At 51.3% G+C, this 20,916-nt stretch carries 19 protein-coding genes; 5 read left to right on the top strand and 14 right to left on the bottom strand.

Features of this window, described 5'->3' with window-relative positions; all coding sequences use genetic code 11:
- Positions 1 to 112 precede the first annotated feature (112 nt).
- The 4 genes from ACHHZ7_RS00880 to mcbA form a co-directional block, all read right to left on the bottom strand.
- On the bottom strand, positions 113 to 379 hold the full coding sequence (locus ACHHZ7_RS00880; protein ID WP_032942775.1) for a DksA/TraR family C4-type zinc finger protein: 267 nt from the start codon (positions 377 to 379) through the stop codon (positions 113 to 115).
- 75 nt (positions 380 to 454) lie between these two features.
- Positions 455 to 1,132 (bottom strand): PKHD-type hydroxylase YbiX, encoded by a 678-nt coding sequence (gene ybiX / locus ACHHZ7_RS00875; RefSeq protein ID WP_032942776.1) that lies wholly within the window; start codon positions 1,130 to 1,132, stop codon positions 455 to 457.
- Between the two features lie 43 nt (positions 1,133 to 1,175).
- The gene (locus ACHHZ7_RS00870; RefSeq protein ID WP_060683740.1) at positions 1,176 to 3,461 is read right to left on the bottom strand and encodes a catecholate siderophore receptor Fiu; all 2,286 of its coding nucleotides are present in this window, start codon (positions 3,459 to 3,461) and stop codon (positions 1,176 to 1,178) included.
- Positions 3,462 to 3,751: 290 nt separating this feature from the next.
- Entirely contained in the window at positions 3,752 to 4,012 is a 261-nt protein-coding gene (mcbA, locus tag ACHHZ7_RS00865; protein WP_048235782.1) for a DUF1471 family periplasmic protein McbA, read from the bottom strand.
- A 210-nt stretch (positions 4,013 to 4,222) separates the two neighbouring features.
- Here mcbA and rlmF point away from each other — a divergent pair, with 210 nt between their 5' ends.
- Positions 4,223 to 5,149, top strand: coding sequence for a 23S rRNA (adenine(1618)-N(6))-methyltransferase RlmF (gene rlmF, locus ACHHZ7_RS00860; RefSeq protein WP_016152368.1), 927 nt, complete (start codon positions 4,223 to 4,225; stop codon positions 5,147 to 5,149).
- Here the strand turns inward: rlmF and ybiO are convergent.
- From ybiO to rhtA, 6 genes are all read right to left on the bottom strand, one after another.
- Positions 5,146 to 7,383 carry a mechanosensitive channel protein gene (gene ybiO, locus ACHHZ7_RS00855; protein ID WP_060682503.1) on the bottom strand — a complete coding sequence of 746 codons (2,238 nt, stop codon included), beginning with the start codon at positions 7,381 to 7,383 and terminating at the stop codon, positions 5,146 to 5,148. The two genes, rlmF and ybiO, sit on opposite strands and share 4 nt — an antisense overlap.
- Positions 7,384 to 7,501: 118 nt before the next feature.
- The gene (glnQ, locus tag ACHHZ7_RS00850) at positions 7,502 to 8,224 is read right to left on the bottom strand and encodes a glutamine ABC transporter ATP-binding protein GlnQ (protein ID WP_003035246.1); all 723 of its coding nucleotides are present in this window, start codon (positions 8,222 to 8,224) and stop codon (positions 7,502 to 7,504) included.
- The gene (glnP, locus tag ACHHZ7_RS00845) at positions 8,221 to 8,880 is read right to left on the bottom strand and encodes a glutamine ABC transporter permease GlnP (protein ID WP_003035248.1); all 660 of its coding nucleotides are present in this window, start codon (positions 8,878 to 8,880) and stop codon (positions 8,221 to 8,223) included. The genes glnQ and glnP overlap by 4 nt, the downstream gene beginning before the upstream one ends.
- A 137-nt stretch (positions 8,881 to 9,017) precedes the next feature.
- Positions 9,018 to 9,764, bottom strand: a complete 747-nt coding sequence (glnH, locus tag ACHHZ7_RS00840) for a glutamine ABC transporter substrate-binding protein GlnH (protein ID WP_003035251.1) — start codon at positions 9,762 to 9,764, stop codon at positions 9,018 to 9,020.
- 365 nt (positions 9,765 to 10,129) lie between these two features.
- The gene (gene dps / locus ACHHZ7_RS00835; protein ID WP_003035253.1) at positions 10,130 to 10,633 is read right to left on the bottom strand and encodes a DNA starvation/stationary phase protection protein Dps; all 504 of its coding nucleotides are present in this window, start codon (positions 10,631 to 10,633) and stop codon (positions 10,130 to 10,132) included.
- 303 nt (positions 10,634 to 10,936) lie between these two features.
- Positions 10,937 to 11,824 carry a threonine/homoserine exporter RhtA gene (gene rhtA, locus ACHHZ7_RS00830; RefSeq protein WP_060682502.1) on the bottom strand — a complete coding sequence of 296 codons (888 nt, stop codon included), beginning with the start codon at positions 11,822 to 11,824 and terminating at the stop codon, positions 10,937 to 10,939.
- 411 nt (positions 11,825 to 12,235) lie between these two features.
- Here rhtA and ompX point away from each other — a divergent pair, with 411 nt between their 5' ends.
- A complete protein-coding gene (gene ompX, locus ACHHZ7_RS00825; RefSeq protein ID WP_048214619.1) occupies positions 12,236 to 12,751 on the top strand; it encodes an outer membrane protein OmpX in 516 nt (171 codons plus the stop codon).
- A gap of 139 nt (positions 12,752 to 12,890) precedes the next feature.
- Here ompX and ACHHZ7_RS00820 read toward each other — a convergent pair whose 3' ends face one another.
- Complete coding sequence (locus ACHHZ7_RS00820) at positions 12,891 to 14,471, bottom strand: phosphoethanolamine transferase (protein ID WP_048235776.1); 1,581 nt, start codon at positions 14,469 to 14,471, stop codon at positions 12,891 to 12,893.
- A 276-nt stretch (positions 14,472 to 14,747) separates the two neighbouring features.
- Positions 14,748 to 14,876 (bottom strand): manganase accumulation protein MntS, encoded by a 129-nt coding sequence (gene mntS / locus ACHHZ7_RS00815; protein ID WP_060682501.1) that lies wholly within the window; start codon positions 14,874 to 14,876, stop codon positions 14,748 to 14,750.
- Between the two features lie 186 nt (positions 14,877 to 15,062).
- Here mntS and mntR point away from each other — a divergent pair, with 186 nt between their 5' ends.
- A complete protein-coding gene (gene mntR, locus ACHHZ7_RS00810; protein ID WP_003831586.1) occupies positions 15,063 to 15,536 on the top strand; it encodes a manganese-binding transcriptional regulator MntR in 474 nt (157 codons plus the stop codon).
- Positions 15,533 to 16,642, top strand: a complete 1,110-nt coding sequence (locus ACHHZ7_RS00805) for an anion transporter (RefSeq protein WP_060682500.1) — start codon at positions 15,533 to 15,535, stop codon at positions 16,640 to 16,642. The genes mntR and ACHHZ7_RS00805 overlap by 4 nt, the downstream gene beginning before the upstream one ends.
- A 94-nt stretch (positions 16,643 to 16,736) precedes the next feature.
- Here the strand turns inward: ACHHZ7_RS00805 and ldtB are convergent, their stop codons facing one another.
- The gene (gene ldtB, locus ACHHZ7_RS00800; RefSeq protein WP_008784213.1) at positions 16,737 to 17,657 is read right to left on the bottom strand and encodes a L,D-transpeptidase; all 921 of its coding nucleotides are present in this window, start codon (positions 17,655 to 17,657) and stop codon (positions 16,737 to 16,739) included.
- A gap of 232 nt (positions 17,658 to 17,889) precedes the next feature.
- Between ldtB and ACHHZ7_RS00795 the strand changes: the two genes are divergently transcribed.
- Positions 17,890 to 19,482: an ABC-F family ATPase gene (locus tag ACHHZ7_RS00795; protein WP_008784214.1), complete on the top strand. Its 1,593-nt coding sequence runs from the start codon at positions 17,890 to 17,892 to the stop codon at positions 19,480 to 19,482.
- A gap of 78 nt (positions 19,483 to 19,560) precedes the next feature.
- On the opposite strand, the gene ACHHZ7_RS00790 is transcribed toward ACHHZ7_RS00795, so the two are convergent.
- Positions 19,561 to 20,823, bottom strand: a complete 1,263-nt coding sequence (locus tag ACHHZ7_RS00790) for a DUF1479 domain-containing protein (RefSeq protein ID WP_060682498.1) — start codon at positions 20,821 to 20,823, stop codon at positions 19,561 to 19,563.
- Positions 20,824 to 20,916: the final 93 nt, after the last annotated feature.

The following is a 20,916-nucleotide window of genomic DNA, read 5'->3' as shown; positions in this document are numbered from 1 at the left end:
TTGTCATTGCGCTTTACAGAGAAGGCGACAACGGCACATTTTGCTACACAGGGTGCAAAAAAGCATGCTCGTAAAGGAAATCGTATGCGCTGAAACTTTTGGTAAAGATAAGTCAACGTAGCTGGCTGTCTTTCGAACCCCTGCGATTATATCCTGAAAATGCTGAGTTATGTGAATCTTTATCCTGTTGGCAGGTGATGCATAAGCGTACCCCTGGCACGGCCTCACGTCTGGCCTGAGGGATAGGATTGCCGCATTCTTCGCATTCATACAGACTTTCCCCCGTCGGTAACTCACCGCGAGCGCGGGCAACAGCATCTTCAATAGTATTGTTGATCTGTTCGTTAACCGCGTCGTCATTTGCCCATCCGGATGCCATGTGTACCTCCTGCTGATGTCTACAGACTAAGTATAGCGAAGGTGATGGCTGAAAAACGACCACGCGCCAGCAGTATCAGATTTCAGACCATTCACGCAGCAGGTTATGGTAGAGATTGAGTAATGACAGGATCTCGCTGCTCTCCCCATGGCGAGCCTTCAGGGATTGAATGTTTTTATCCAGTTCAAAAAGCATGGCGCGATTTTTGTCGTCACGGACCATCGACTGTATCCACATAAAAGACGCCACACGAACGCCATGGGTCACTGGCGTGACGCAATGTAGGCTGCTGGAAGGGTAAAGCACCAGATCGCCTGCCGGAAGCTTCACCGCATGCTGGCCGTAAGTATCGTTGACCAGCAGTTCTCCCCCTTCATAATCATTCGGGTTACTCAGGAATAAAGTTGCGGAAAGGTCCGTGCGCATCCAGCCGTTTTGCGGATGGCTACGCACCGCACCGTCAACGTGAAAACCGTAGGTCTCGTTGTCCTGGTAGCGATTAAACAGCGGTGTGGAGAGCGTTTTCGGTAGTGCTGCGGCGAAGAAAAGCGCGCTGTTATTTATCGCAGTCTGTACCGCCTGTTGTAAAACGCCGTAGCGTTCACTTTGCGTATTCACCTGCTGGTTGTTTTTAACCTGCGCCCCCTGAGCGCCGGTGGTTGCGCGGCCATCAACCCAGTCGGCAGCGTCCAGTTGTTCGCGAAACCAGGCTACATCCTGCGCCGACAGAACGCCGGGAATGTGGTACATCATCAGTGTTTCTCCTGAAAGTGGGGCTTACGCCCCACGCGATGGATTAGAAATGCATATTGGCGGTGAGCAGGAAAGTTCTTGGTTCGCCCGGATGATAACGGTATCCACTCTTGTTTATGGAGGATACATAATCGGTGTCGAACAGGTTATAGACGTTTAGCTGGAAATCGAGATTGCGATTCACGCGATAGCCCAGTTTGGCGTCAGCGACCCAGTAACCTTCAGTGTAGGATGGCGTACCCACCGCACCGTCGGAACCGCGATGCATACTGCCCACGTAGCGAGCGCCTGCGCCAACGGAGATATCATCGGTAGCCTGATACTGGTTCCACAGCGTGAATGCATGTTCCGGTGTATATGGCAGGGAAGAGGATCCATCTTGAGCAACGTTTTTACCGCTGTGGATGGTCGCGCGTTGCTGGGTGTAACCCCCAATAATCTGCCATGCGGGAGTGATGTTACCTGCTACCGAGAGCTCGTAGCCTTCAACGCGTTTCTCTCCGTACTGGGAATAAGTACCGTCGTCGTTCTGCTCAACTTCATTCTCAATATCTGTGCGGAAAATCGCGGCGGTTAACAGCAGGCGCTTATCCAGCACCTCCCATTTGGTGCCGATCTCGCTGGTTTTCGCTTTCTGCGGTTTGAAATCGGTACGGTTCGCACTGTTACCGCTGCCGCCCTGAGCAAGAGCAAAGTTGCTGCCGCCCGGCGGTTGCTGAGAAACGGCATAGTTGATGTACACGTTACCGTTATCGGTCAGGTGATACAGCGCGCCAGCTTTCCAGTTCACCAGATTGCCTGATTTGGCAGTATCTACAGTGGTGACCGGGGAACCTTTGGCCACGCCTGTCGGGCACGCGACTGCGCCGCGACCGGAAGCGCCACAAGCGGTGGCGCTGTCATATTCCGTGCGGTAATTGTCGAGGCGAATACCACCGTTCAGCTCGAATTCACGGGTAATTTGTAGCGTATCAAAAGCGTATACACCGAAGGTGTCTGTTTGCCCGTTAGCGTTGGCGCCGTTACGAGACAATCCGCCGATATTCACATTGCTGTCGGGGTGATAGATATTCACCGGTGGTGGGGTGATCGGCGCCACGCCATAGTTGGTTTGTGTTTCGCGCGTCAGCTCCACGCCGGTGCTGATGTCGTGACCGATGGATCCCGTGTAGAACGTTGAGGTCAGGTTGGTCTGGTTGGTCAAGATCTTATTGCTGACATCCTTGGTATTTGCCAGGCGTGACCAGGTCCAGCTGTCGACGCTGCTGGTGGGTTGGGTGATGTTAGACGCGCCGCCCATCACCGCCGTCATCAGATAATCCTGTTTAATGCGCGACCAGCGGGTGGTGTTGCGAATAGTGGTGCTGTCGTTCAGGTCATGTTCAAAACGCATCGTCGCGGTATCGGTTGTCGAATCGTCATAATCCGAGTTGGTACCGTAGAAATTATGCGTGTCCACTTTGCCTGAATGATTCAGTGCAGAAGTCCCCGCAGAAGGTGCGGAGTATCCCGGCAGGCCAATGGTAGGGATGCCGCCATCCGGTGTGTTGTGTTGGGTGACATGCAGATAGTTCAGGTACAGTCGGTTCTCAGTCCCTAAGCCAAAAGCGAGAGAGGGGGCCACACCGTAACGTTCATTCTTAACATTATCGCGACCAGCATCATGCGTTTTTTCACCCATCAGGTTTAAACGTGCGGCGGTGGTCTCGCCGATGACCTGGTTAATGTCCAGCGTACCACGGCGGAACCAGGCGCTACCGACGCTGGCCGATGCATCGATTCCTGAGTCGGTGCGTGGCTGCTTGCTGATCATATTGATAGAGCCAGTCGGTGCGCTACGTCCATAGTCGGTACCGGAAGGACCTTTGATTACTTCCACCTGTTCGGTATTGAAGGTGTCGCGCGTGACGCTGCCAATATCACGGATACCGTCGATATAAATACTGTTCGAGGTATCCGCACCACGCATGTAAACCGCGTCACCGGTGCTGGAGTTACCGTTCTCACCGGCGAAAAATGCGCCAACGCCCGGGACGTTTTTCAGCGCGTCGGTCAGATTTGTTGCGCCTTGATCCTTAATCACCTGCTCAGAAATCACCGTCATGGTGCGGGTTGTATCCGCCACCGGACGGGAGAATTTAGGGTCGGCAGACTGTGTTGGGGCGTACAGCGAAGGTTTGGCCGCTTCAACGATCAGAGTGTCTTCTTGTTTTTTATCCTGGTCGTCCGCAGCGACAGCCTGAGCTATAGGGGACAGGCCAATGCACAGACCGGCAAAAAAAGTCAGTGAGTGAAAGCTACTGGACGGCAAGTTGCGATTTTTATCCATGTTAATGAGTGACTTATTATTTTTTGAGTGGACGGTTTCACTCGCGCGAAGGGACATCTCTATGGATGTTATACCCTGCAGGCCTCGCGGAAATGAATGTGTAATTGATAATGATTTTGATAAGCATTACTAATCAGTGCGACGTTTTAGCATTCATTAATTCAAAAATAAATACATTTATTTACATTGGATTCAAAATGCCAACATATTGATTACAAATTGAACTGCAATGAAGTGAACAGCGCGCAGAAAACTGCATTCGGGATGAATGCAGTTGGGCTGAGAAGGGGTTACTTATAGATGGTTGCGGTGCCGTACATCTGATTTTTACCGCCTGCAGAATTAACGACAAAGCCTTTTGCGCCTTGCTCTTTCGCTTTCTCCGCCAGCTTGTCTTCCAGGTCGCTCAGATTAGAGGCGCCGGTAGCGGATACGGTGCCGGAAGCATGTAGCTGACCGGTTGCAGGGCTAGTGTTGGGCTGTGCAGCAAAGGAGGCAAATGTCATGCCGGAAAGTACGGTAGCAGCAAGTAATGTGAGGCATTTCTTCATGGTGATGTCCTCTGAAAAACAACAGGTGTGCCTGATAAGTTTAGGTCGTCAGCGGATGACATTTACCGCAAAAAATTGGTGATGAACTGTCTGTTTTTTGAACAATCAGCAAGGCGTCAAACAGGTGTAAAAAATCAAATTTCCTTGTTGTGTGTGTTTACCGCGTGGCGTTATGCGGGTATCTTACGCCGCTGTTAAAAGGAGAATGCTATGTCCCCCCAGAAACCGGGATTACACCCACGCAACCGCCACAATGGCCGTTATGATCTTGCGACTTTATGCCAGGTTACGCCCGAGCTGACGCAATTTCTCACCCTCACGCCCGGCGGCGAGCAGAGTGTTGATTTCGCGAATCCGCAGGCAGTAAAGGCGCTCAATAAAGCACTGCTGGCGCATTTTTATGCGGTGAAAAACTGGGATATTCCAGATGGTTTTTTGTGTCCGCCGGTGCCTGGTCGTGCTGACTACATACACCATTTGGCCGATCTGTTGGGTGAAACAAGCGGAACCATTCCGGCAAATGCGAGCGTGCTGGACGTGGGAGTGGGGGCAAACTGTATTTATCCACTGATCGGCGTGCATGAATATGGCTGGCGATTCACGGGTAGTGAAACCAGTAGCGAAGCGTTTAACAGCGCTCAGGCGATCGTCAACGCCAATCCGGGATTAACCCGTGCTATTCGTCTGCGTCGCCAGAAAGATGCAACGGCAATCTTCAACGGCATCATTCACAAAAATGAGCAGTATGAAGCCACATTGTGTAACCCGCCATTCCATGATTCTGCGGCCTCAGCCCGTGCCGGAAGCGAGCGCAAACGCCGTAATCTGGGACAGGACAAAGACGATGCGCTGAACTTTGGCGGACAGCAGCAGGAGCTGTGGTGTGAAGGCGGTGAAGTGGCGTTCATCAAGAAAATGATTGCTGAAAGCCAGGCCTTTGGTCGCCAGGTGATGTGGTTTACTACACTGGTTTCTCGCGGCGAGAACTTGCCTCCGCTGTACCACGCGTTAACGGATGCGGGCGCGGTGAAAGTGGTCAAGAAAGAGATGGCCCAGGGACAAAAGCAGAGTCGCTTTATTGCCTGGACCTTTATGGATAACGATCAGCGTCGTCGTTTTATGGCGCGTAAACGCTAAAGCGTTGGCTCGGTTGGCGGTAGCGGTTCGCTTGCCGCCGACGCGGGGCCATTCCCTGGTGCTGGTAACACTTGATATGTCTGTACCGGGGCGCGTATGTTGGCCAGATCGAAGTATTTCTTCACCTGGCTGTCGAGCGCAAAACGTACCGTCCACTGCTTCAGCGGCAAGGTGGTAAACGAGACCCGTAGCGTGAATGCCGTATTGGTTAATCCTACAATCCCGGCAAACGACGGCTCGCCGATAATCAGCCCGCGAATATCATCTTTTTCCATCACCGCAGCAACCGCGTCTTTCAACGCCTGATTTGCTTTATCCGCATCCTCATGGCGGTCTACGTCGTAATTGGCGACGACCGATCCAATTCCACGCACAAAGTTGGCGAAGGTCGTTATTGATGACCAGGGAATGATATGGTACGCCCCAGTGTCCTGACGCACGCCCACAGAACGAATGGACATTCGTTCAACCGTACCGGTGAGTGGGCCGATGGTCACCAGGTCGCCGGTGTTCATGCCATTTTCAAACTGAATAAAAATCCCGGTAATAATATCTTTTACCAGCGTTTGCGAGCCGAAAGAGATTGCCAGCCCCAGCGCCCCGGCCCCGGCCAGTAAAGGGGCGATATTAACGCCAATTTCGGACAGCACAATCATGATGGTGATCGTGCTGATGATCACCGCCAGCGCGTTGCGAAACAGCGTCAACAGGGTGCGGGTACGAGCGCTGGGTAGCGGGCGTCCGTGAATATCGGAAGCCAGACGATTTTCAATCAGGCTGGCAAGGATCGTCCAGCCGATGGCGGAGAAGAATAAAATCAGCGCGATACGGATCAGAATATCCACCGTTTTTTCTCCTGCGCCGTAATGCAGCCAGTTCCAGAAGTCGAACAGTCCCCAGGCATTCAATAGCAGCATCACCGCAACGCACACCGTCAGGATCCTGGCCACGCTTAACGCCGTCGACAGCCAGCCATTCAGCCGCTTTTGGAGTTCCGGATAGCTGCGCTGGGTGTGTGGCGAAAGGGTAATAGTTTTGGCTATCCAGCGGGAAAACATGCCGGAAACAAAGGCGGCAATTCCAATGATTACCAGGCTGCGCAGCGTAGCGCCCATCATGAATTTCAGGCTGTTGCCCGGATCAAACAGCGAAAAGAAAAACAGCACAATGAAATAGGCGCTGGCCAGCCAGTACCATACCAACGCAAAGGCGCGGATAAACAGGCTGAAAAAAGCTAACGATCTTTCTGCCAGATTCTGTAAATGCAGCGTTATCTCTTTCTTATTTCTGAAAATCAGGTACAGCGCCCATAGCGTGATACACAGCATGATGATGACGTTGGCCATCGCGCCGACCTGCACATTGACCTGATTGGAGATAATGGGAACGGCAACTATAAGCCCGTAACCAATCAAACTGCTTAATGAACTCAAACGCCGATTCCAGTAGCGCGCACCGGTATCCTGAATGTTAAACGGACGCAGTTCGGCCACCGTTGGGCAAAATATCAGACGCAGAATGGCTTTGAAGAATTCAATCAGGGCAAAGGCATTGAGAAACAGGCTTTGCTGAAAGGCGATGGTGCGACTGCCGGCGTTCATTCTGTCGCTCAGTATCTGCCCGACAAACAATGTCAGCGCCAGCAGAAGCAAATCAATAATGAATGCGCCAACGATCATCGCCGGAAGCTGCAGCCAGTTGCTGCGTTCGCGGTTTTTCCGCCGCGCCCATTGCCCCATTTTGCGATACAGCGGCAGCGCGCACAGGCGGATCAGCCAGTAAAACCCGAACACTGACGCCGCCAGCATTAAAAAATGAGTCAGGGCATTGGTGAACGTTTGCGGGTTAAAGGTCTTGTGCGGTGCATCGGTAATATTGCGATAAAGCTGGGCAAAGCGGCTGGAGAGCGCCTCACCGTAGTGTCGGGTGACATCGGTGACGTTTTCCAGCACCGTTTTTTCTTCCGTTAACGTGGGTGGGACAATGATTGGCACCGGTTCGGCTGGAGGAGTTGTCGCCACTTTGCGTAACTGATCGATCAGTTCTTTCCGCGAGGTGTCATTTTCCAGCACATCAGCCAGTGCGCCGTAGGCCGCTTTCTTCTGTTCAACATCCGGCTCCTTTGCCGGGGCGGTTTGTGCGTTGGTTGACGTTGGCGTGGTGACGCCTGGTATCGTCACTGCCTGAGTCGGAAGACTCAACAGACAAACAAAGATGAACAGGATCCAGCGCATGACTCCTCCCATGAGAAAATAAATTCAAAAGGATAAGTATAGATGTCAGAGCGGGAGGGAATTGAAATGAGAGGATTCTGGTGAAAAACCTCCCTTCGGGCGAAGGGAGGTTGAGCTATCAGGAAACGTGCTGCAAGAATTCTTGTAAGCGTTGGCTGGGGGGATTTTCAATCAGGGCCTGCGGATTACCGTCTTCGGCAATTCGTCCCTTATCAATGAAAATCAGGCGTGAAGCCACTTTTTCGGCAAAGCCAATTTCGTGGGTCACAATCACCATGGTCATCCCTTCTTCCGCCAAATCCTGCATCACTTTCAGAACTTCATGACGCAGTTCCGGGTCGAGTGCTGAGGTTGGCTCATCAAACAGCATCATTTTCGGTTTTACTGCCAGCGCACGGGCAATAGCCACACGCTGTTGTTGACCACCGGACAGTTCAGAAGGGTAGTGATGTGCACGTTCGGCCAGACCCACTTTTGCCAGCAGCTCTTTCGCCAGTTTCTCGGCCTGTTCTTTATTCGCCCCGCGTACGCGCTGCGGTCCGAACATGACGTTTTCCAGTGCCGTCAGATGTGGGAACAGGTAGAACTGCTGAAACACCATTCCGGCTTCCTGACGGATTAAGCGCTCGTCTACCTTCGGATCGTTTACTTTCAGACCATCGACGATCAGATCGCCGGAGGTTATCTCTTCCAGCTTGTTAATGCAGCGCAGCAGGGTAGATTTACCGGACCCGGACGGACCGATAATCACCACCACTTCGCCCTGCTGAATGTTCAGGTCAATATTGTGCAGCACCTGAGTTGGACCAAAGTGCTTAGAAACGTTTTTAAATTCAATCACAGGATTTTCATCCTTCTTTCCAGACGACGCAGAATGAAGCTCAGCACCAGCGTAATGATCAGATAGAACACCGCAACGGCGCTCCAGATTTCCAGTGCGCGGAAGTTACCGGCAATGATTTCCTGGCCCTGACGGGTCAGTTCAGCGACGCCAATGACAATAAACAGCGAGGTATCTTTAATGCTGATGATCCACTGGTTGCCCAGCGGTGGCAGCATACGACGCAGTGCGAGGGGTAAAATAACGTGGCGGATAGTCTCTGTGCGTGAAAGTCCAAGCGCCAAACCGGCTTCGCTGAAACCTTTATGGATTGAGAGCACCGCACCGCGGGTGATTTCCGCAATATAGGCCCCGGAGTTGATCATGATGGTGACAACGGCGGCGCTAAAGGGGTCAATGCGTAAATCGTTAAATGCCATTGGCAGAGCGAAGTAAATAAACATTACCTGCACAACGATTGGCGTGCCGCGAATGACTTCGATAAACACCAGCGCTACGTGGTTGGCGATCCAACCGCCGAAAGTGCGCGCAAACCCTGCTGCAAGTCCGATTATCAAACCGCCAGCCAGACCGAGGACCGAGATCCACAGGGTCATTTTGGCGCCTTCAATCAAAAGCGGGATGGCGGGCCAGATGGCACTCCAGTCAAACTGCATATGTCGTTCCTGTTACCGTGGTGTAAATATTCAAATGCCCGTTTTGCCGGATGTGCTGTGCTTATCCGGCCTACAGGTCTCAAAAATCCAGGCGTAGGCCCGGTAAGCATCACGCCACCGGGCAACGCTGCCGGTTATTATTTAGGTTCAGTACCGAACCATTTTTTGTAGATTTCGTTGTAAGTACCGTTCTCTTTCAGCGTTTTCAGCGCGCCGTTCACTTTTTCACGCAGGTCATCGCTGCCTTTCGGGAAGGCGATACCGTACTGCTGGGCTTCCAGCGATTCGCCTACAGCTTTGAACTGACCATTGCCAGCTGTTTTGATGAAGTAAAGAATGTTTGGTGTGTCGTGCAGTACAGCGTCTGCGCGGTTGGTGCCCAGTTCCATATATGCGTTATCGATATTCGGGAACTGACGCAGGTCTTTGGTTTTGATATTCGCTTTCGCGTAATCAACGGAACCGGTGCCGCTCTTAACTGCAACGACTTTACCGTCCAGATCTTTTACGCTTTTGACGTCGTTGTTATTCGCTTTCACCATCACTAACAGACCGCTTTTGTAGTAGCCGTCGGAGAAGTCGATCGCTTTTTTACGCTCATCGGTGATGGTGATACCTGCCAGTGCCAGGTCGATATTTTTGGTTTGCAGAGCCGGGATGATGCCGCTGAAATCCATCGGTTTCAGTTCATAATCCAGTTTCAGTTCTTTGGCCACGGCAGCCCACAGATCCACATCAAAACCAACGTATTTGTCACCCTGTTTGAATTCAAACGGTACAAACGCGGTGTCGGTTGCGACAACCAGTTTCTTATCTGCGGCATGGGAGGACACCGCAAAAGCCAGGGTAAGTGCAGCCAGTGAAACTTTTAATACAGACTTCATAGGATTTCCTTTTATATCCACGGGGCGATCCCCTGCGAGAACATATGGCTTAATGAAAAAATCGTGCCAATTTTGCAACTCATTGTTTTAACAAGAGGGTGTCTCGTTTTTCTGCACAATAAGTAGGGCATAGCGAATAATCTGCACTGTTTTGGGGCACTCATTTGGTGCGAACCAGTCACGGTGCAAACGGTATGACTATTTAGCGTAAAAATTGTTGATAAAACAATCTTTCGTTAACGATTGTGTGAGGTGATTATTACAAATAATTTACTTTGGAGTGACGAATGATCAATGTTATGCACCATAGATGTGCAAAACCCCCGCCGAAGCGAGGGTTATATAGGTAATTCTTATGTCTGCTGTTACTCAATGTTGGCTTCGATAAACCACAGGAATTTATCGAGGTCGCGAGAAGCTGCGGTAAAGATATCCGCGGTATCTTCGTCTTTTGCTTCGCTGATAGCTTTACGTACGCTGTTTGCAACTACGGCATAACGTTCGGCCAGCTCTTTTAAGTGGTCCTGTACGCTATGGATATCCAGCGGGTAACTTTTCAGAGGCGTTTTGCTGTTAATAACCTGAGTTGTGCCCAGTGCCACACCGCCCAACTGTACGGCGCGTTCAGCCATGGTGTCGAGGTGATCGGTAAGGGCTGTACGGAAGCCATCCAGCATTTCATGTACTGCAATGAAGTTTGCACCGCGCATGTTCCAGTGAGCCTGTTTGGTGATCAATGACAGGTCAATGAACTGGATTACTTGCTGATTCAGCAGTTCTACGGTCGCTTTCTTTTCGCTATCAGACACATCGTTGCGGGTATAAAGGAGGGCGGATGCTTTTGTTTTTACCAGTTTCGCGGTACTCATATTTTCATATCCTCTTGATATTTATGTCCCAACTCTTCAACGGAATTAAGTATAGCGCTAAATTTGGATTTTTGTTTCCGGTGTTGCCTATCACTTTAATAGCGAAGAAGAGGGTAAATATAAAATATCAAATAAAATCAATGTAATGAGTGTTTTGTTACTTGCGTGGTGTTATTTTTATGTTAATTTTAAGATTAAATGAAATATGCGGATGAGAAAATTATATTTATTAGAATTATTATCACGCAGATTTACAATTGGATATTCTGCATGATTATGCAAACCATGCAGAATAATACGTGGTTAATTCACGTCGACTTGTTTTATTTGTGGCTCTTTACGAATAGTGAGTGTAGAGCCCATTGATGCGACAATAATGGCGCCCAGAGCAAGCGTCTGGATAAGCGTCAGCGTTTCACCGAGGAAGATCATTCCGGAAACCGCTGCCAGCGCGGGTTCCATGCTCATCAATGTACCGAAAGTACGTGTAGGCAGGCGCGTCAAAGCAATCATCTCCAGCGAATAGGGAAGCGCAGTAGAGAGGACTGCAATGGCCAGACCTAACGGCAGAATGGACCAGTGCCACAGGGCATCTCCGGCCTGGAGTGCGCCGATTGGAACAAATACCAGTGCTGCAATGAATGACCCTACCGCGACGGTTGCCGGACCGTGTTCCGCCCCGGCTCGCTGCCCGGTAAGAATATAGATGGCCCAGCAGGCGCCAGCCCCCAGCGCCAGCGCTGCGCCGGTTAAATCTACGTGAGAAACGTCCTGACCCAGAGGCAGCAGGAACCAAAGCCCGAGCACTGCCAACGCAACCCAAATGAAATCCACCGGGCGTCGGGATGAAAACAGCGCTACCGCGAGCGGGCCGGTAAATTCCAGCGCCACGGCGATTCCCAGTGGGACGGTTTGGATTGACAGGTAGAAAAGGTAGTTCATCCCGCCCAGAGACAGGCCATAAAACAGTAGCGGCAGGCGTTGTTCTTTGGCGAATCGTAAATGCCAGGGCTTAAAGAAAGCGATAAGAATGAGCGTACCCAGCGCAAGGCGCAGCGCGGTAACGCCCGGCGCACCGACGAGTGGGAACAACGATTTTGCCAGTGATGCTCCGCTTTGAATGGAGGACATAGCAATAAGCAAAACCAAAATAGGCAACCAGACTGGCGCTTTACGTGACAACCCCGGCATCCTTTCTCCTGTCAAATGATGATTACACGTCTCCATCTGTGCCACGCTTCAGCATTGTTACGACGCAGATGACTTTATGTATAGAAAAGTAAAACAGCGAGTGTAATGGAATTACGCTCAACTGGTTGAGTATTCGTTGAAAAAAAAATTGCTCAGTTCCGTACAATGGCATGAAAATGATGGATTAATAATCTGTGTGATTAGGAATGTTCTGGATGAATGTGCCATATTGTGCGCGCAATAATGGTATTTTCAGTTGAAAAAGTGATGTTAATTGAAAGAGATAGCGGGTTTTTGAAATGTTCTGTTACATGAAAGACCCCATTAGACATCGCGAATCGCAAAGAGTTTCCCATCAATTTTTGGTATATTTAAAACTTAAGATTTACTTGAAGCACATTTGAGGTGGTTATGAAAAAAATTGCATGTCTTTCAGCACTGGCCGCTGTTCTGGCTTTCTCCGCAGGTACTGCTGTAGCTGCTACTTCTACCGTTACCGGTGGTTACGCTCAGAGCGATGCTCAGGGCGCAGCGAACAAAATGAACGGTTTCAACCTGAAGTATCGCTACGAGCAGGACAACAACCCGCTGGGTGTTATCGGTTCCTTCACTTACACTGAAAAAGATCGTACCGATGCTTCTGGCGACTACAACAAAACCCAGTACTACGGCATCACTGCTGGTCCGGCTTACCGTCTGAACGACTGGGCAAGCATCTACGGTGTAGTGGGTGTTGGTTACGGTAAATTCCAGAACGCAGCATCTCCGGCTGACAACCACAGCACCAGCGACTACGGTTTCTCTTACGGTGCTGGTCTGCAGTTCAACCCGATCGAAAACGTTGCTCTGGACTTCTCCTACGAGCAGAGCCGTATTCGTAGCGTTGACGTTGGCACCTGGATTGCTGGCGTGGGTTACCGCTTCTAATCACTTCGGTGATATGAAAAATCCGCCTCTTGGGGCGGATTTTTTTTGCGTGTAATGCAGGAAGGAATGTCGTTGTAGGCCTGATAAGCGCAGCGCATCAGGCATCGGTAGCAAAATGCCTTATCCGGCCGACAACGTATTATTTGGTTGAGAAAATATCGGTACCCAGATGGTTGTAATCCACCTTCTGCAGTTTGAAGTTGGTGATGTACACCGGCCCGGCTTTTTTCTCTGAGATAAAGCGGTAGTTGTTGGTGATTTCTTTTGCGCTTATCCCCGTCCACTGCGAGAAAAAGCTGAGGAAATCATTGGCGGAGCGACGGGCTTTAATCACCCGATGCGCTTTATCATCGCTCGACAGCACCATGAAAGGCACCTGGAAATTCTGCTGGAACTGATCGTCATGCGCCAGGTACTGCACCTCTTTCCCCCGCTCTTTAAACGCGAGGCCATGATCGGAGAAATAGACCATCGAGAAGCTATTACCGCTGTTACGTAACTGCTCGTAAAGCTGGCGCAGCAGGTCATCCGTCTGCGTCATGGTGTACAGATAACAAGATGTCTCTTTTGACTGGACGAAAGTCTCGTATTTACCCTGCGTTCGGTCACAGGCCTGCGGATGCGAGCCCATTAAATGCAGCACGATGAGCTGTGGCTGGGTGCGCTCGGTTGCCAGCACCTGGGCAGTCATCTTCAACAGCGCTTCGTCACGGGTGTTTTTATCCGCTTCGAAGTCACCGCTTTTGAGGAACTGAACCTCATCAGCGCGCTTCGCAATGCTGGCGATGGCCGTATCGTATTCACCAATCTGTCCCTGATTGGAAAACCACCATGTCTGAAAGCCCGCGCGGTTAGCCAGGGTGACAAAGTTATCCTGGAACTGGGGTTTATTATCCACTACCCGATTAAGCGTTAAGCCGAGCGATTTTTGCGTTGAACCGCTGGCAGCAATGTAATCCGCGAAGATATAGCCGTTAACGGAGCTGGCAAACGGGGTGTTATCCCAGTGACCGCCAAACGCGCCTAACGCATCGCGGCGGGCGCTTTCACCGATTACCACGACGTAGGTGTGATACTTCGGTTTAACGGCGGTTACCGTCCAGCTGTCTTTTACGCTCGACAGTTTCGCCATGCGCTCTTGTTCGTCGAGCACTTCGTTGTTATTGACGATAACGTCCTTGGCGAAACGGAAAACCGGATAGCCGGTATCTTTCAGCTTAAACACGCCGCCCCAGGCCAGGTTTTGTACCGGGGTAACAAAGAATGCGACAACGCTAAACAGCAAACAAATGCTGTCGAACTTATTCCAGCTGCGCTGCTGCACATCTTTTTTACGGCGTACGGCGATAACGCCAAGGGCAAAAATAAACACTCCAACCAGATAACTGTACCAGGGGAAGATGGTCAGGATCTCGGTTGACTCTTCCATATTGGTTGAGTGCAGCGCCAGCAAGGTATTGAAGTTCGGTGAACCATAAGCCTGGCCGAACGGAAAGTACATTGCTGCAATGAGTGAGCAAATGCCAATCAGTGCTTTCTGCGCGCGCGGCGCGCTACGCCACAGCAGCATCAATATGCAGGTGAAAGCAACGCTATAGAGCAGGCTAAGCGGATAGCCCAGTGCAAGGTTTATTAGCAGAGACTGTAAGAAATAGAGGCCAGTCCACGGACTAATTGCCCGGCTACGAGCAATGATTGAATCTTTGAGGGTTAAATTCATATGCCACTGTTACAAAAACGCCATGTGCTTACCCTGGCGCTAAGGGTCATTGCCTGCCTGAGAGAGCGAGAAGAGGGATAGGGTCCGCATCCGCGAGCCGCAATATACGCAGGGCTGCGAAAAGATAGAGTGTGTGCAAGAGAAGGTCAACTACTACAAAGAAATTGTTTTGCGAGGGACGTGGCAAAACTGACAAAAAGAAGGGTTATTGAGACGAAAACCACCACCGTACCCGAATGACGGCAGGAAAATGAAGCGGCGTACCGCGACGCCGCATTATTTTTCTGAAGGTTTATTCTGCTCTGGTTTGCTGTTAATCATGTCACACAGCATAGAGATCAGCATCAACCGTACTTTAAAGGGAGAGTGACTAAACACGCGTATGCACCTCTTAAATTCATTCATGTAAACCTCCTGACCTCACAATCCCATCAGTCCTTGAGGGATGTCTTTATTATATACAGATATAGCACAGGCTATATTATATAGCTATTGCTAAAACGTTAATTTTTTGTGCCCACGCAACTCTGGTTTACAATGAGCGCTCTCTAATCAGATGCCGTTAACGCGTCACAGTAACGAGGAAGCAGAATGAGTCGTCGCGCAGGTATGCCAACAACAAAAAAAGTGACGCAATTGGTGAATGTCGAAGAACACGTTGAAGGATTTCGTCAGGTCCGGGAGGCGCATCGCCGCGAACTGATTGATGACTACGTAGAGCTGATTTCCGATCTCATTATTGAGGTGGGTGAAGCGCGCCAGGTGGATATGGCCGCGCGACTTGGGGTTTCCCAGCCGACGGTTGCTAAAATGCTTAAGCGCCTTGCTTCAGTCGGATTGATTGAAATGATCCCGTGGCGTGGGGTGTTTTTAACCGCAGAAGGTGAACGACTAGCCCAGGAGAGCCGGGAACGTCATCAGATTGTGGAAAATTTCCTGTTGATGTTAGGCATCAGCCCGGAAATTGCCCGTCGCGACGCGGAGGGGATGGAGCATCACGTCAGTAAGGAAACGCTGGAGGCTTTTAGCCGGTTTACGCAACAGCAAGGAACTGGCTCTGAATGAGTTTTCCTTTATTACGTGCCTTACAGCGCGATCGTTTTTTCCAGCTGTTAATCATCGTTGGGGTTGTACTGAGTCTGTTCACGCCATTTACGCCCCGGTCCTGGCCAGGGGCAATTGACTGGCACACGATTATCACGCTTAGCGGCCTGATGTTACTGACCAAAGGCGTGGAGCTAAGCGGTTATTTCGATGTGTTAGGGCGCAAGATGACCCGCCGCTTCAAAACAGAGCGCCAGCTGGCGATATTTATGGTGCTGGCGGCGGCGTTGTTGTCGACGTTTCTGACCAACGACGTTGCATTGTTTATTGTTGTTCCGCTGACCATCACCCTGAAAAAATTATGTGCCATTCCGGTGAATCGCCTGATTATCTTTGAGGCGCTGGCGGTAAACGCCGGATCGTTGCTCACGCCAATAGGTAATCCGCAAAACATTCTGATGTGGGGACGCTCAGGCTTATCGTTTACCGCGTTTACCTGGCAAATGGCGCCGCTTGCGGGGGCCATGATGCTGACGCTGGTGGTGCTGTGCTGGTTCAGTTTCCCGCATAAAGCGTTGCACTATCATACCGGTACGCGCGCGTCTGACTGGCAACCACGCCTGGTATGGAGCTGTCTGGCGCTGTATATCATCTTCCTGGCGGCGCTGGAGTTAAAGCAAGAGCTGTGGGGTCTGGCTATTGTGGCGGCAGGGTTCATGGTGCTGGCGCGTCGCGTGATCCTCAGCGTGGACTGGACGTTGCTGTTAGTGTTTATGGCGATGTTCATTGATGTGCATTTGTTGACGCAGCTCCCGGCCTTGCAGGGGATTACCCACCAGATTGGCACGCTCTCAGCGCCGGGACTTTGGTTGACGGCTATTGGCCTGTCGCAGTTTATCAGTAATGTGCCGAGTACGATTTTGCTGCTGAACTATGTCCCGCCGACGCTGCTGCTGGCCTGGGCGGTTAATGTGGGCGGCTTTGGTCTGTTGCCGGGATCGCTGGCGAATCTCATTGCGTTACGGATGGCAAACGACCGACGGATCTGGTGGCGTTTTCATTGGTATTCGATACCGATGCTGATATGGGCGGCGCTGGTGGGGTATGGTTTGCTGCTGTTGATGTAATTGATGTGATGTGCCGGATGGCGGCTGGCGCCTAATCCGGCCTACTGCGTTGGTAGGCCCGATAAGCGTAGCGCCATCGGGCATATATAGCAGATTAGTTCAAACGAACCGGCATACCTGAACGGTTCTGTACCGCCTGCTCAACGACGGCCTGATCGACGTCAGACTGACCGGTGATGCTGGTAATGCTCTTGGTCAGGGTAATCGGTACGATTTCTCCGCCTTCGAACTGTGCTTCAGTCGTAGACAGTGGGTTATGTACTTCGATGTAACGGCTGCCGTCTGGTTCGGTAGTGGCTTTTACCGGCTCATCGATAAACTGTACGCGGGTGCCGACTGGCACATTTTCAAACAGGAATTTGATGTCGTCGTTACGCAGACGCACGCAACCGTGGCTGACGCGTAAGCCTACGCCGAAGTTAGCATTGGTGCCGTGGATAGCATACAGGCGACCGATATACAGCGCGTACAGTCCCATCGGGTTATCCGGACCTGCCGGAACAACGGCTGGCAGCGGTTCGCCCGCAGCGCGGTATTCCGCATGCATTTTCGCCGTTGGCGTCCAGGTTGGGCCCGCTTTTTTACGTTCTACTTTGGTGGTCCAGTTGATTGGCGTGTCTTTGCCCAGCTGTCCGATACCGATCGGCAGAACAATTACGGTGTTGGTGCCTTTCGGGTAGTAGTACAGACGCATTTCAGCGCTGTTGATAACAATACCTTCATGCACGGTATCCGGCAGGATCAACTGCTGAGGAATGTTCAGCACGGTGCCGCCTTTCGGCAGGAAGGTATCCACGCCCGGGTTGGCTTCCAGCATGTTAGACAGACCCATCTGATACTCTGCCGCAAAATACTCCAGCGGTTGGGTGTTGCCTTCAGGAATAGTAATGACCTGGTTTTGGCCAATCAAACGGCTACCATCAGTCGGCAGCGGGTACGTGACGGCTGAAGCGGTATTACAAAAACCAACTATTGCGAGTGCCGCCGCGAAAAGCGTTGTTAATTTCATATTCATATTCATGTATGCGAGATTCAGTGCCAGGCAGGCTAGTGGGTTGAGATTTATGTAGTGTTGGGCACGCATTATATGTGCAATCTGAGCAACAAGGAATTCGGATGTGTACTAAATCACATTTTTTTCCTTTTGGTTTCACTTTTTCCCTTCCGCATGAAGACGCGATCTTCTTGCAGACTTATGGCATAATAAGCGGTTTGTCACATATTTCTTTCTCTTTCAGGATACGCCAGTGTTAGTTTCCAGCAACGTCACCATGCAGTTCGGCAGTAAGCCGCTGTTTGAAAATATTTCCGTCAAATTTGGCGGCGGCAACCGTTACGGCCTGATTGGCGCGAACGGTAGCGGTAAATCCACTTTTATGAAAATTCTCGGCGGCGACCTCGAACCGACGCTGGGTAACGTTTCCCTCGATCCTAACGAGCGCATTGGTAAGCTGCGCCAGGATCAGTTCGCCTTTGAAGAGTTCACCGTGCTCGACACCGTGATCATGGGTCACGCTGAACTGTGGGAAGTGAAGCAGGAGCGCGATCGCATTTACGCTCTGGCCGAGATGAGCGAAGAAGACGGCTATAAAGTTGCTGACCTCGAAGTTCAGTATGGCGAAATGGACGGCTACTCTGCGGAAGCGCGTGCGGGTGAACTGCTGCTGGGCGTAGGTATTCCGGTAGAACAGCATTACGGCCCGATGAGCGAAGTCGCACCCGGCTGGAAGCTGCGTGTGCTTCTGGCGCAGGCGCTGTTCTCTAACCCGGACATTCTCCTGCTCGACGAACCAACGAACAACCTGGATATCGACACCATCCGTTGGCTGGAGCAGACGCTGAACGAGCGTGACAGCACCATGATCATCATTTCGCACGACCGTCACTTCCTGAACATGGTCTGTACGCACATGGCGGATCTGGACTACGGCGAACTGCGTGTTTATCCGGGTAACTACGACGAATACATGACGGCGGCAACCCAGGCGCGTGAACGTCTGCTGGCCGATAACGCCAAGAAGAAAGCACAGATTGCCGATCTGCAATCCTTCGTCAGCCGCTTTAGCGCCAACGCGTCTAAATCTCGACAGGCGACTTCTCGTGCGCGTCAGATTGATAAGATTAAGCTCGACGAAGTGAAAGCGTCCAGCCGTCAGAACCCGTTCATCCGCTTCGAACAGGATAAGAAACTGTTCCGTAACGCGCTGGAAGTGGAAGCGCTGGCGAAAGGTTTTGATGAAGGCCCGCTGTTTAAAAACTTCAACCTGCTGCTGGAAGTAGGGGAGAAGGTTGCCATCATTGGTGCCAACGGCGTGGGTAAATCCACCATGCTGAAAACGTTGGTTGGCGACTTGCAGCCGGACAACGGTACCGTTAAGTGGTCTGAAAACGCCCAGGTCGGTTACTACGCGCAGGATCATGAATACGAGTTCGAAAACGATCTGACCGTTTTCGAATGGATGAGCCAGTGGAAACAAGAAGGCGATGATGAGCAGGTAGTACGTAGCTTCCTTGGCCGTCTGCTGTTCAGCCAGGACGATATCAAGAAACCTGCGAAAGTGCTCTCCGGTGGTGAAAAAGGACGCATGCTGTTCGGTAAGCTGATGATGCAGAAACCGAATATCCTGGTTATGGATGAACCGACCAACCACCTGGATATGGAATCTATCGAGTCGCTGAACATGGCGCTGGAAATGTACCAGGGCACGCTGATCTTCGTTTCTCACGACCGTGAGTTCGTCAGCTCGCTGGCAACCCGCGTGATTGAAATTACGCCGGAACGCGTAATCGACTTCACCGGTAACTACGAAGATTACCTGCGTAGTAAAGGCGTCGAATAATTATCCCGTCGTGCTCGTGTTACAGGTGTGCTGGTTGCACCTGTAACACGGGATACTTAAGGGTAAGGGTATATAAAATTAAACAATCCCCAGCGCGCGTTTGCCGTGGATATTCAAATCCTCCAGCGTGAAGCGTCCTTCCCAGTTAGTTTCATAATCCTCCCGTGGAAAATCACCCGGCGACGCACCTTTTTCCAGCGCGGCCTTCACTTTGTGGGCGTAGGCCAGATTCTTTTCGCACATCGGTGCGGCAGGAATGTACATCACGTTACCCCAACCCTGCTGATTTTCCACCGGTGCGACGGAGTGAATCACATCACAATGCCACCAGACGGAGTCTCCGGCGTCCAGTTGTGGAATGCTGGTTAACGCTTCAATCAGCAGCGGATGCCATTGCGTGGAAATCGGCAGCACCCGGCCGGGCGCGACGCCGCAAAGTTCATCTTCTGGCACATCGTCAAGCAATGGGCGTAACAGCACATACGCCATCGCTTCAGGGATCGGGACCACATGCAACAATCCCTGACCTGGCAGCATATCGGACAGTGCAGTCCAGCCCTGGAAGGTACGGAAGACCGAACATTTGGTGGTGTTATCCACCGTGTACTCTTCTACCTCGGTGCGATGCGCCGCCTGCCATGGATCGTAATCTTCCAGCTTACCATTGAAAACATTAGCAAAGACCTGCTGATACGCCGGAAGAAGCCAGCGCTCCAGCGCGCCGGAATCCGTATGCGCGCCCAGCCCTTTGGACGTCGTTCCCGGCGGGCGACGGCGAATGCGGTCAGGGTAAATAACGCTGATATCCGGGTTAAACCATTGTTTACCTTCGCTTGTAAAGGTCCACAAACGATTGAGGAACGACTGTGCATTGGCCATTTCTTCACTCTGGCGGGCCTGCATCTGCGCCTGGGACCAGTAGATGGGGTAGATTTCAGGCCGTGATGCGCTCAGAGTACCGAAGAAATTATCGCCGGGTCCTTTATAGACGTCGTCAAAGTGGTTGCGGTCCAGATAGTCCAGCATTGAGCTGTCCCATCCGAGAGCCTGTTCGCGAGGGAAATGACCTTTAATGACTGCGCATCCGCGACGCTTAATTTCTTCACGCTGCTCTGCACTTACGTGGCCCGCTTTGATATCTGCATAAGATATCACCGGCCACACCGGGGCACCTTGCGCTTTGAGGGCGTTGATTTCCGCCACGCGGGTGGCGATAGCATCGCTCAACTGATTGAAGATCAACTGAACATCCCCAAGTTGTGCCCGCAGTTGCTGTTTCATCTGCCGGATTACCGCTTTGTGATCGGCGGGCAGCGTGTCGCTGGTAAAAGTAAAAGCCATATCCACCTCGCATTAACTTTCATTCGAAACTTAACTAACTTACAGATGATAATATAAGTTAAAATTTAGTTAACGCAAGTTTAAAACTTGATG

Origin of the sequence: Citrobacter freundii complex sp. 2024EL-00216, from assembly GCF_043945515.1 — a bacterium.
Classification (GTDB): Bacteria; Pseudomonadota; Gammaproteobacteria; order Enterobacterales; family Enterobacteriaceae; genus Citrobacter; species Citrobacter portucalensis.
This window is presented reverse-complemented; position numbering and strand designations above follow the sequence as displayed.

What these genes read in the sequence shown, in the direction of transcription:
- ACHHZ7_RS00880 (WP_032942775.1), bottom strand. Translation starts at nt 379, where the DNA reads ATGGCATCCGGATGGGCAAATGACGACGCGGTTAACGAACAGATCAAC.
- ybiX (WP_032942776.1), bottom strand. Translation starts at nt 1,132, where the DNA reads ATGATGTACCACATTCCCGGCGTTCTGTCGGCGCAGGATGTAGCCTGG.
- ACHHZ7_RS00870 (WP_060683740.1), bottom strand. Translation starts at nt 3,461, where the DNA reads ATGGATAAAAATCGCAACTTGCCGTCCAGTAGCTTTCACTCACTGACT.
- mcbA (WP_048235782.1), bottom strand. Translation starts at nt 4,012, where the DNA reads ATGAAGAAATGCCTCACATTACTTGCTGCTACCGTACTTTCCGGCATG.
- rlmF (WP_016152368.1), top strand. Translation starts at nt 4,223, where the DNA reads ATGTCCCCCCAGAAACCGGGATTACACCCACGCAACCGCCACAATGGC.
- ybiO (WP_060682503.1), bottom strand. Translation starts at nt 7,383, where the DNA reads ATGCGCTGGATCCTGTTCATCTTTGTTTGTCTGTTGAGTCTTCCGACT.
- glnP (WP_003035248.1), bottom strand. Translation starts at nt 8,880, where the DNA reads ATGCAGTTTGACTGGAGTGCCATCTGGCCCGCCATCCCGCTTTTGATT.
- glnH (WP_003035251.1), bottom strand. Translation starts at nt 9,764, where the DNA reads ATGAAGTCTGTATTAAAAGTTTCACTGGCTGCACTTACCCTGGCTTTT.
- dps (WP_003035253.1), bottom strand. Translation starts at nt 10,633, where the DNA reads ATGAGTACCGCGAAACTGGTAAAAACAAAAGCATCCGCCCTCCTTTAT.
- rhtA (WP_060682502.1), bottom strand. Translation starts at nt 11,824, where the DNA reads ATGCCGGGGTTGTCACGTAAAGCGCCAGTCTGGTTGCCTATTTTGGTT.
- ompX (WP_048214619.1), top strand. Translation starts at nt 12,236, where the DNA reads ATGAAAAAAATTGCATGTCTTTCAGCACTGGCCGCTGTTCTGGCTTTC.
- ACHHZ7_RS00820 (WP_048235776.1), bottom strand. Translation starts at nt 14,471, where the DNA reads ATGAATTTAACCCTCAAAGATTCAATCATTGCTCGTAGCCGGGCAATT.
- mntS (WP_060682501.1), bottom strand. Translation starts at nt 14,876, where the DNA reads ATGAATGAATTTAAGAGGTGCATACGCGTGTTTAGTCACTCTCCCTTT.
- mntR (WP_003831586.1), top strand. Translation starts at nt 15,063, where the DNA reads ATGAGTCGTCGCGCAGGTATGCCAACAACAAAAAAAGTGACGCAATTG.
- ACHHZ7_RS00805 (WP_060682500.1), top strand. Translation starts at nt 15,533, where the DNA reads ATGAGTTTTCCTTTATTACGTGCCTTACAGCGCGATCGTTTTTTCCAG.
- ldtB (WP_008784213.1), bottom strand. Translation starts at nt 17,657, where the DNA reads ATGAATATGAAATTAACAACGCTTTTCGCGGCGGCACTCGCAATAGTT.
- ACHHZ7_RS00790 (WP_060682498.1), bottom strand. Translation starts at nt 20,823, where the DNA reads ATGGCTTTTACTTTTACCAGCGACACGCTGCCCGCCGATCACAAAGCG.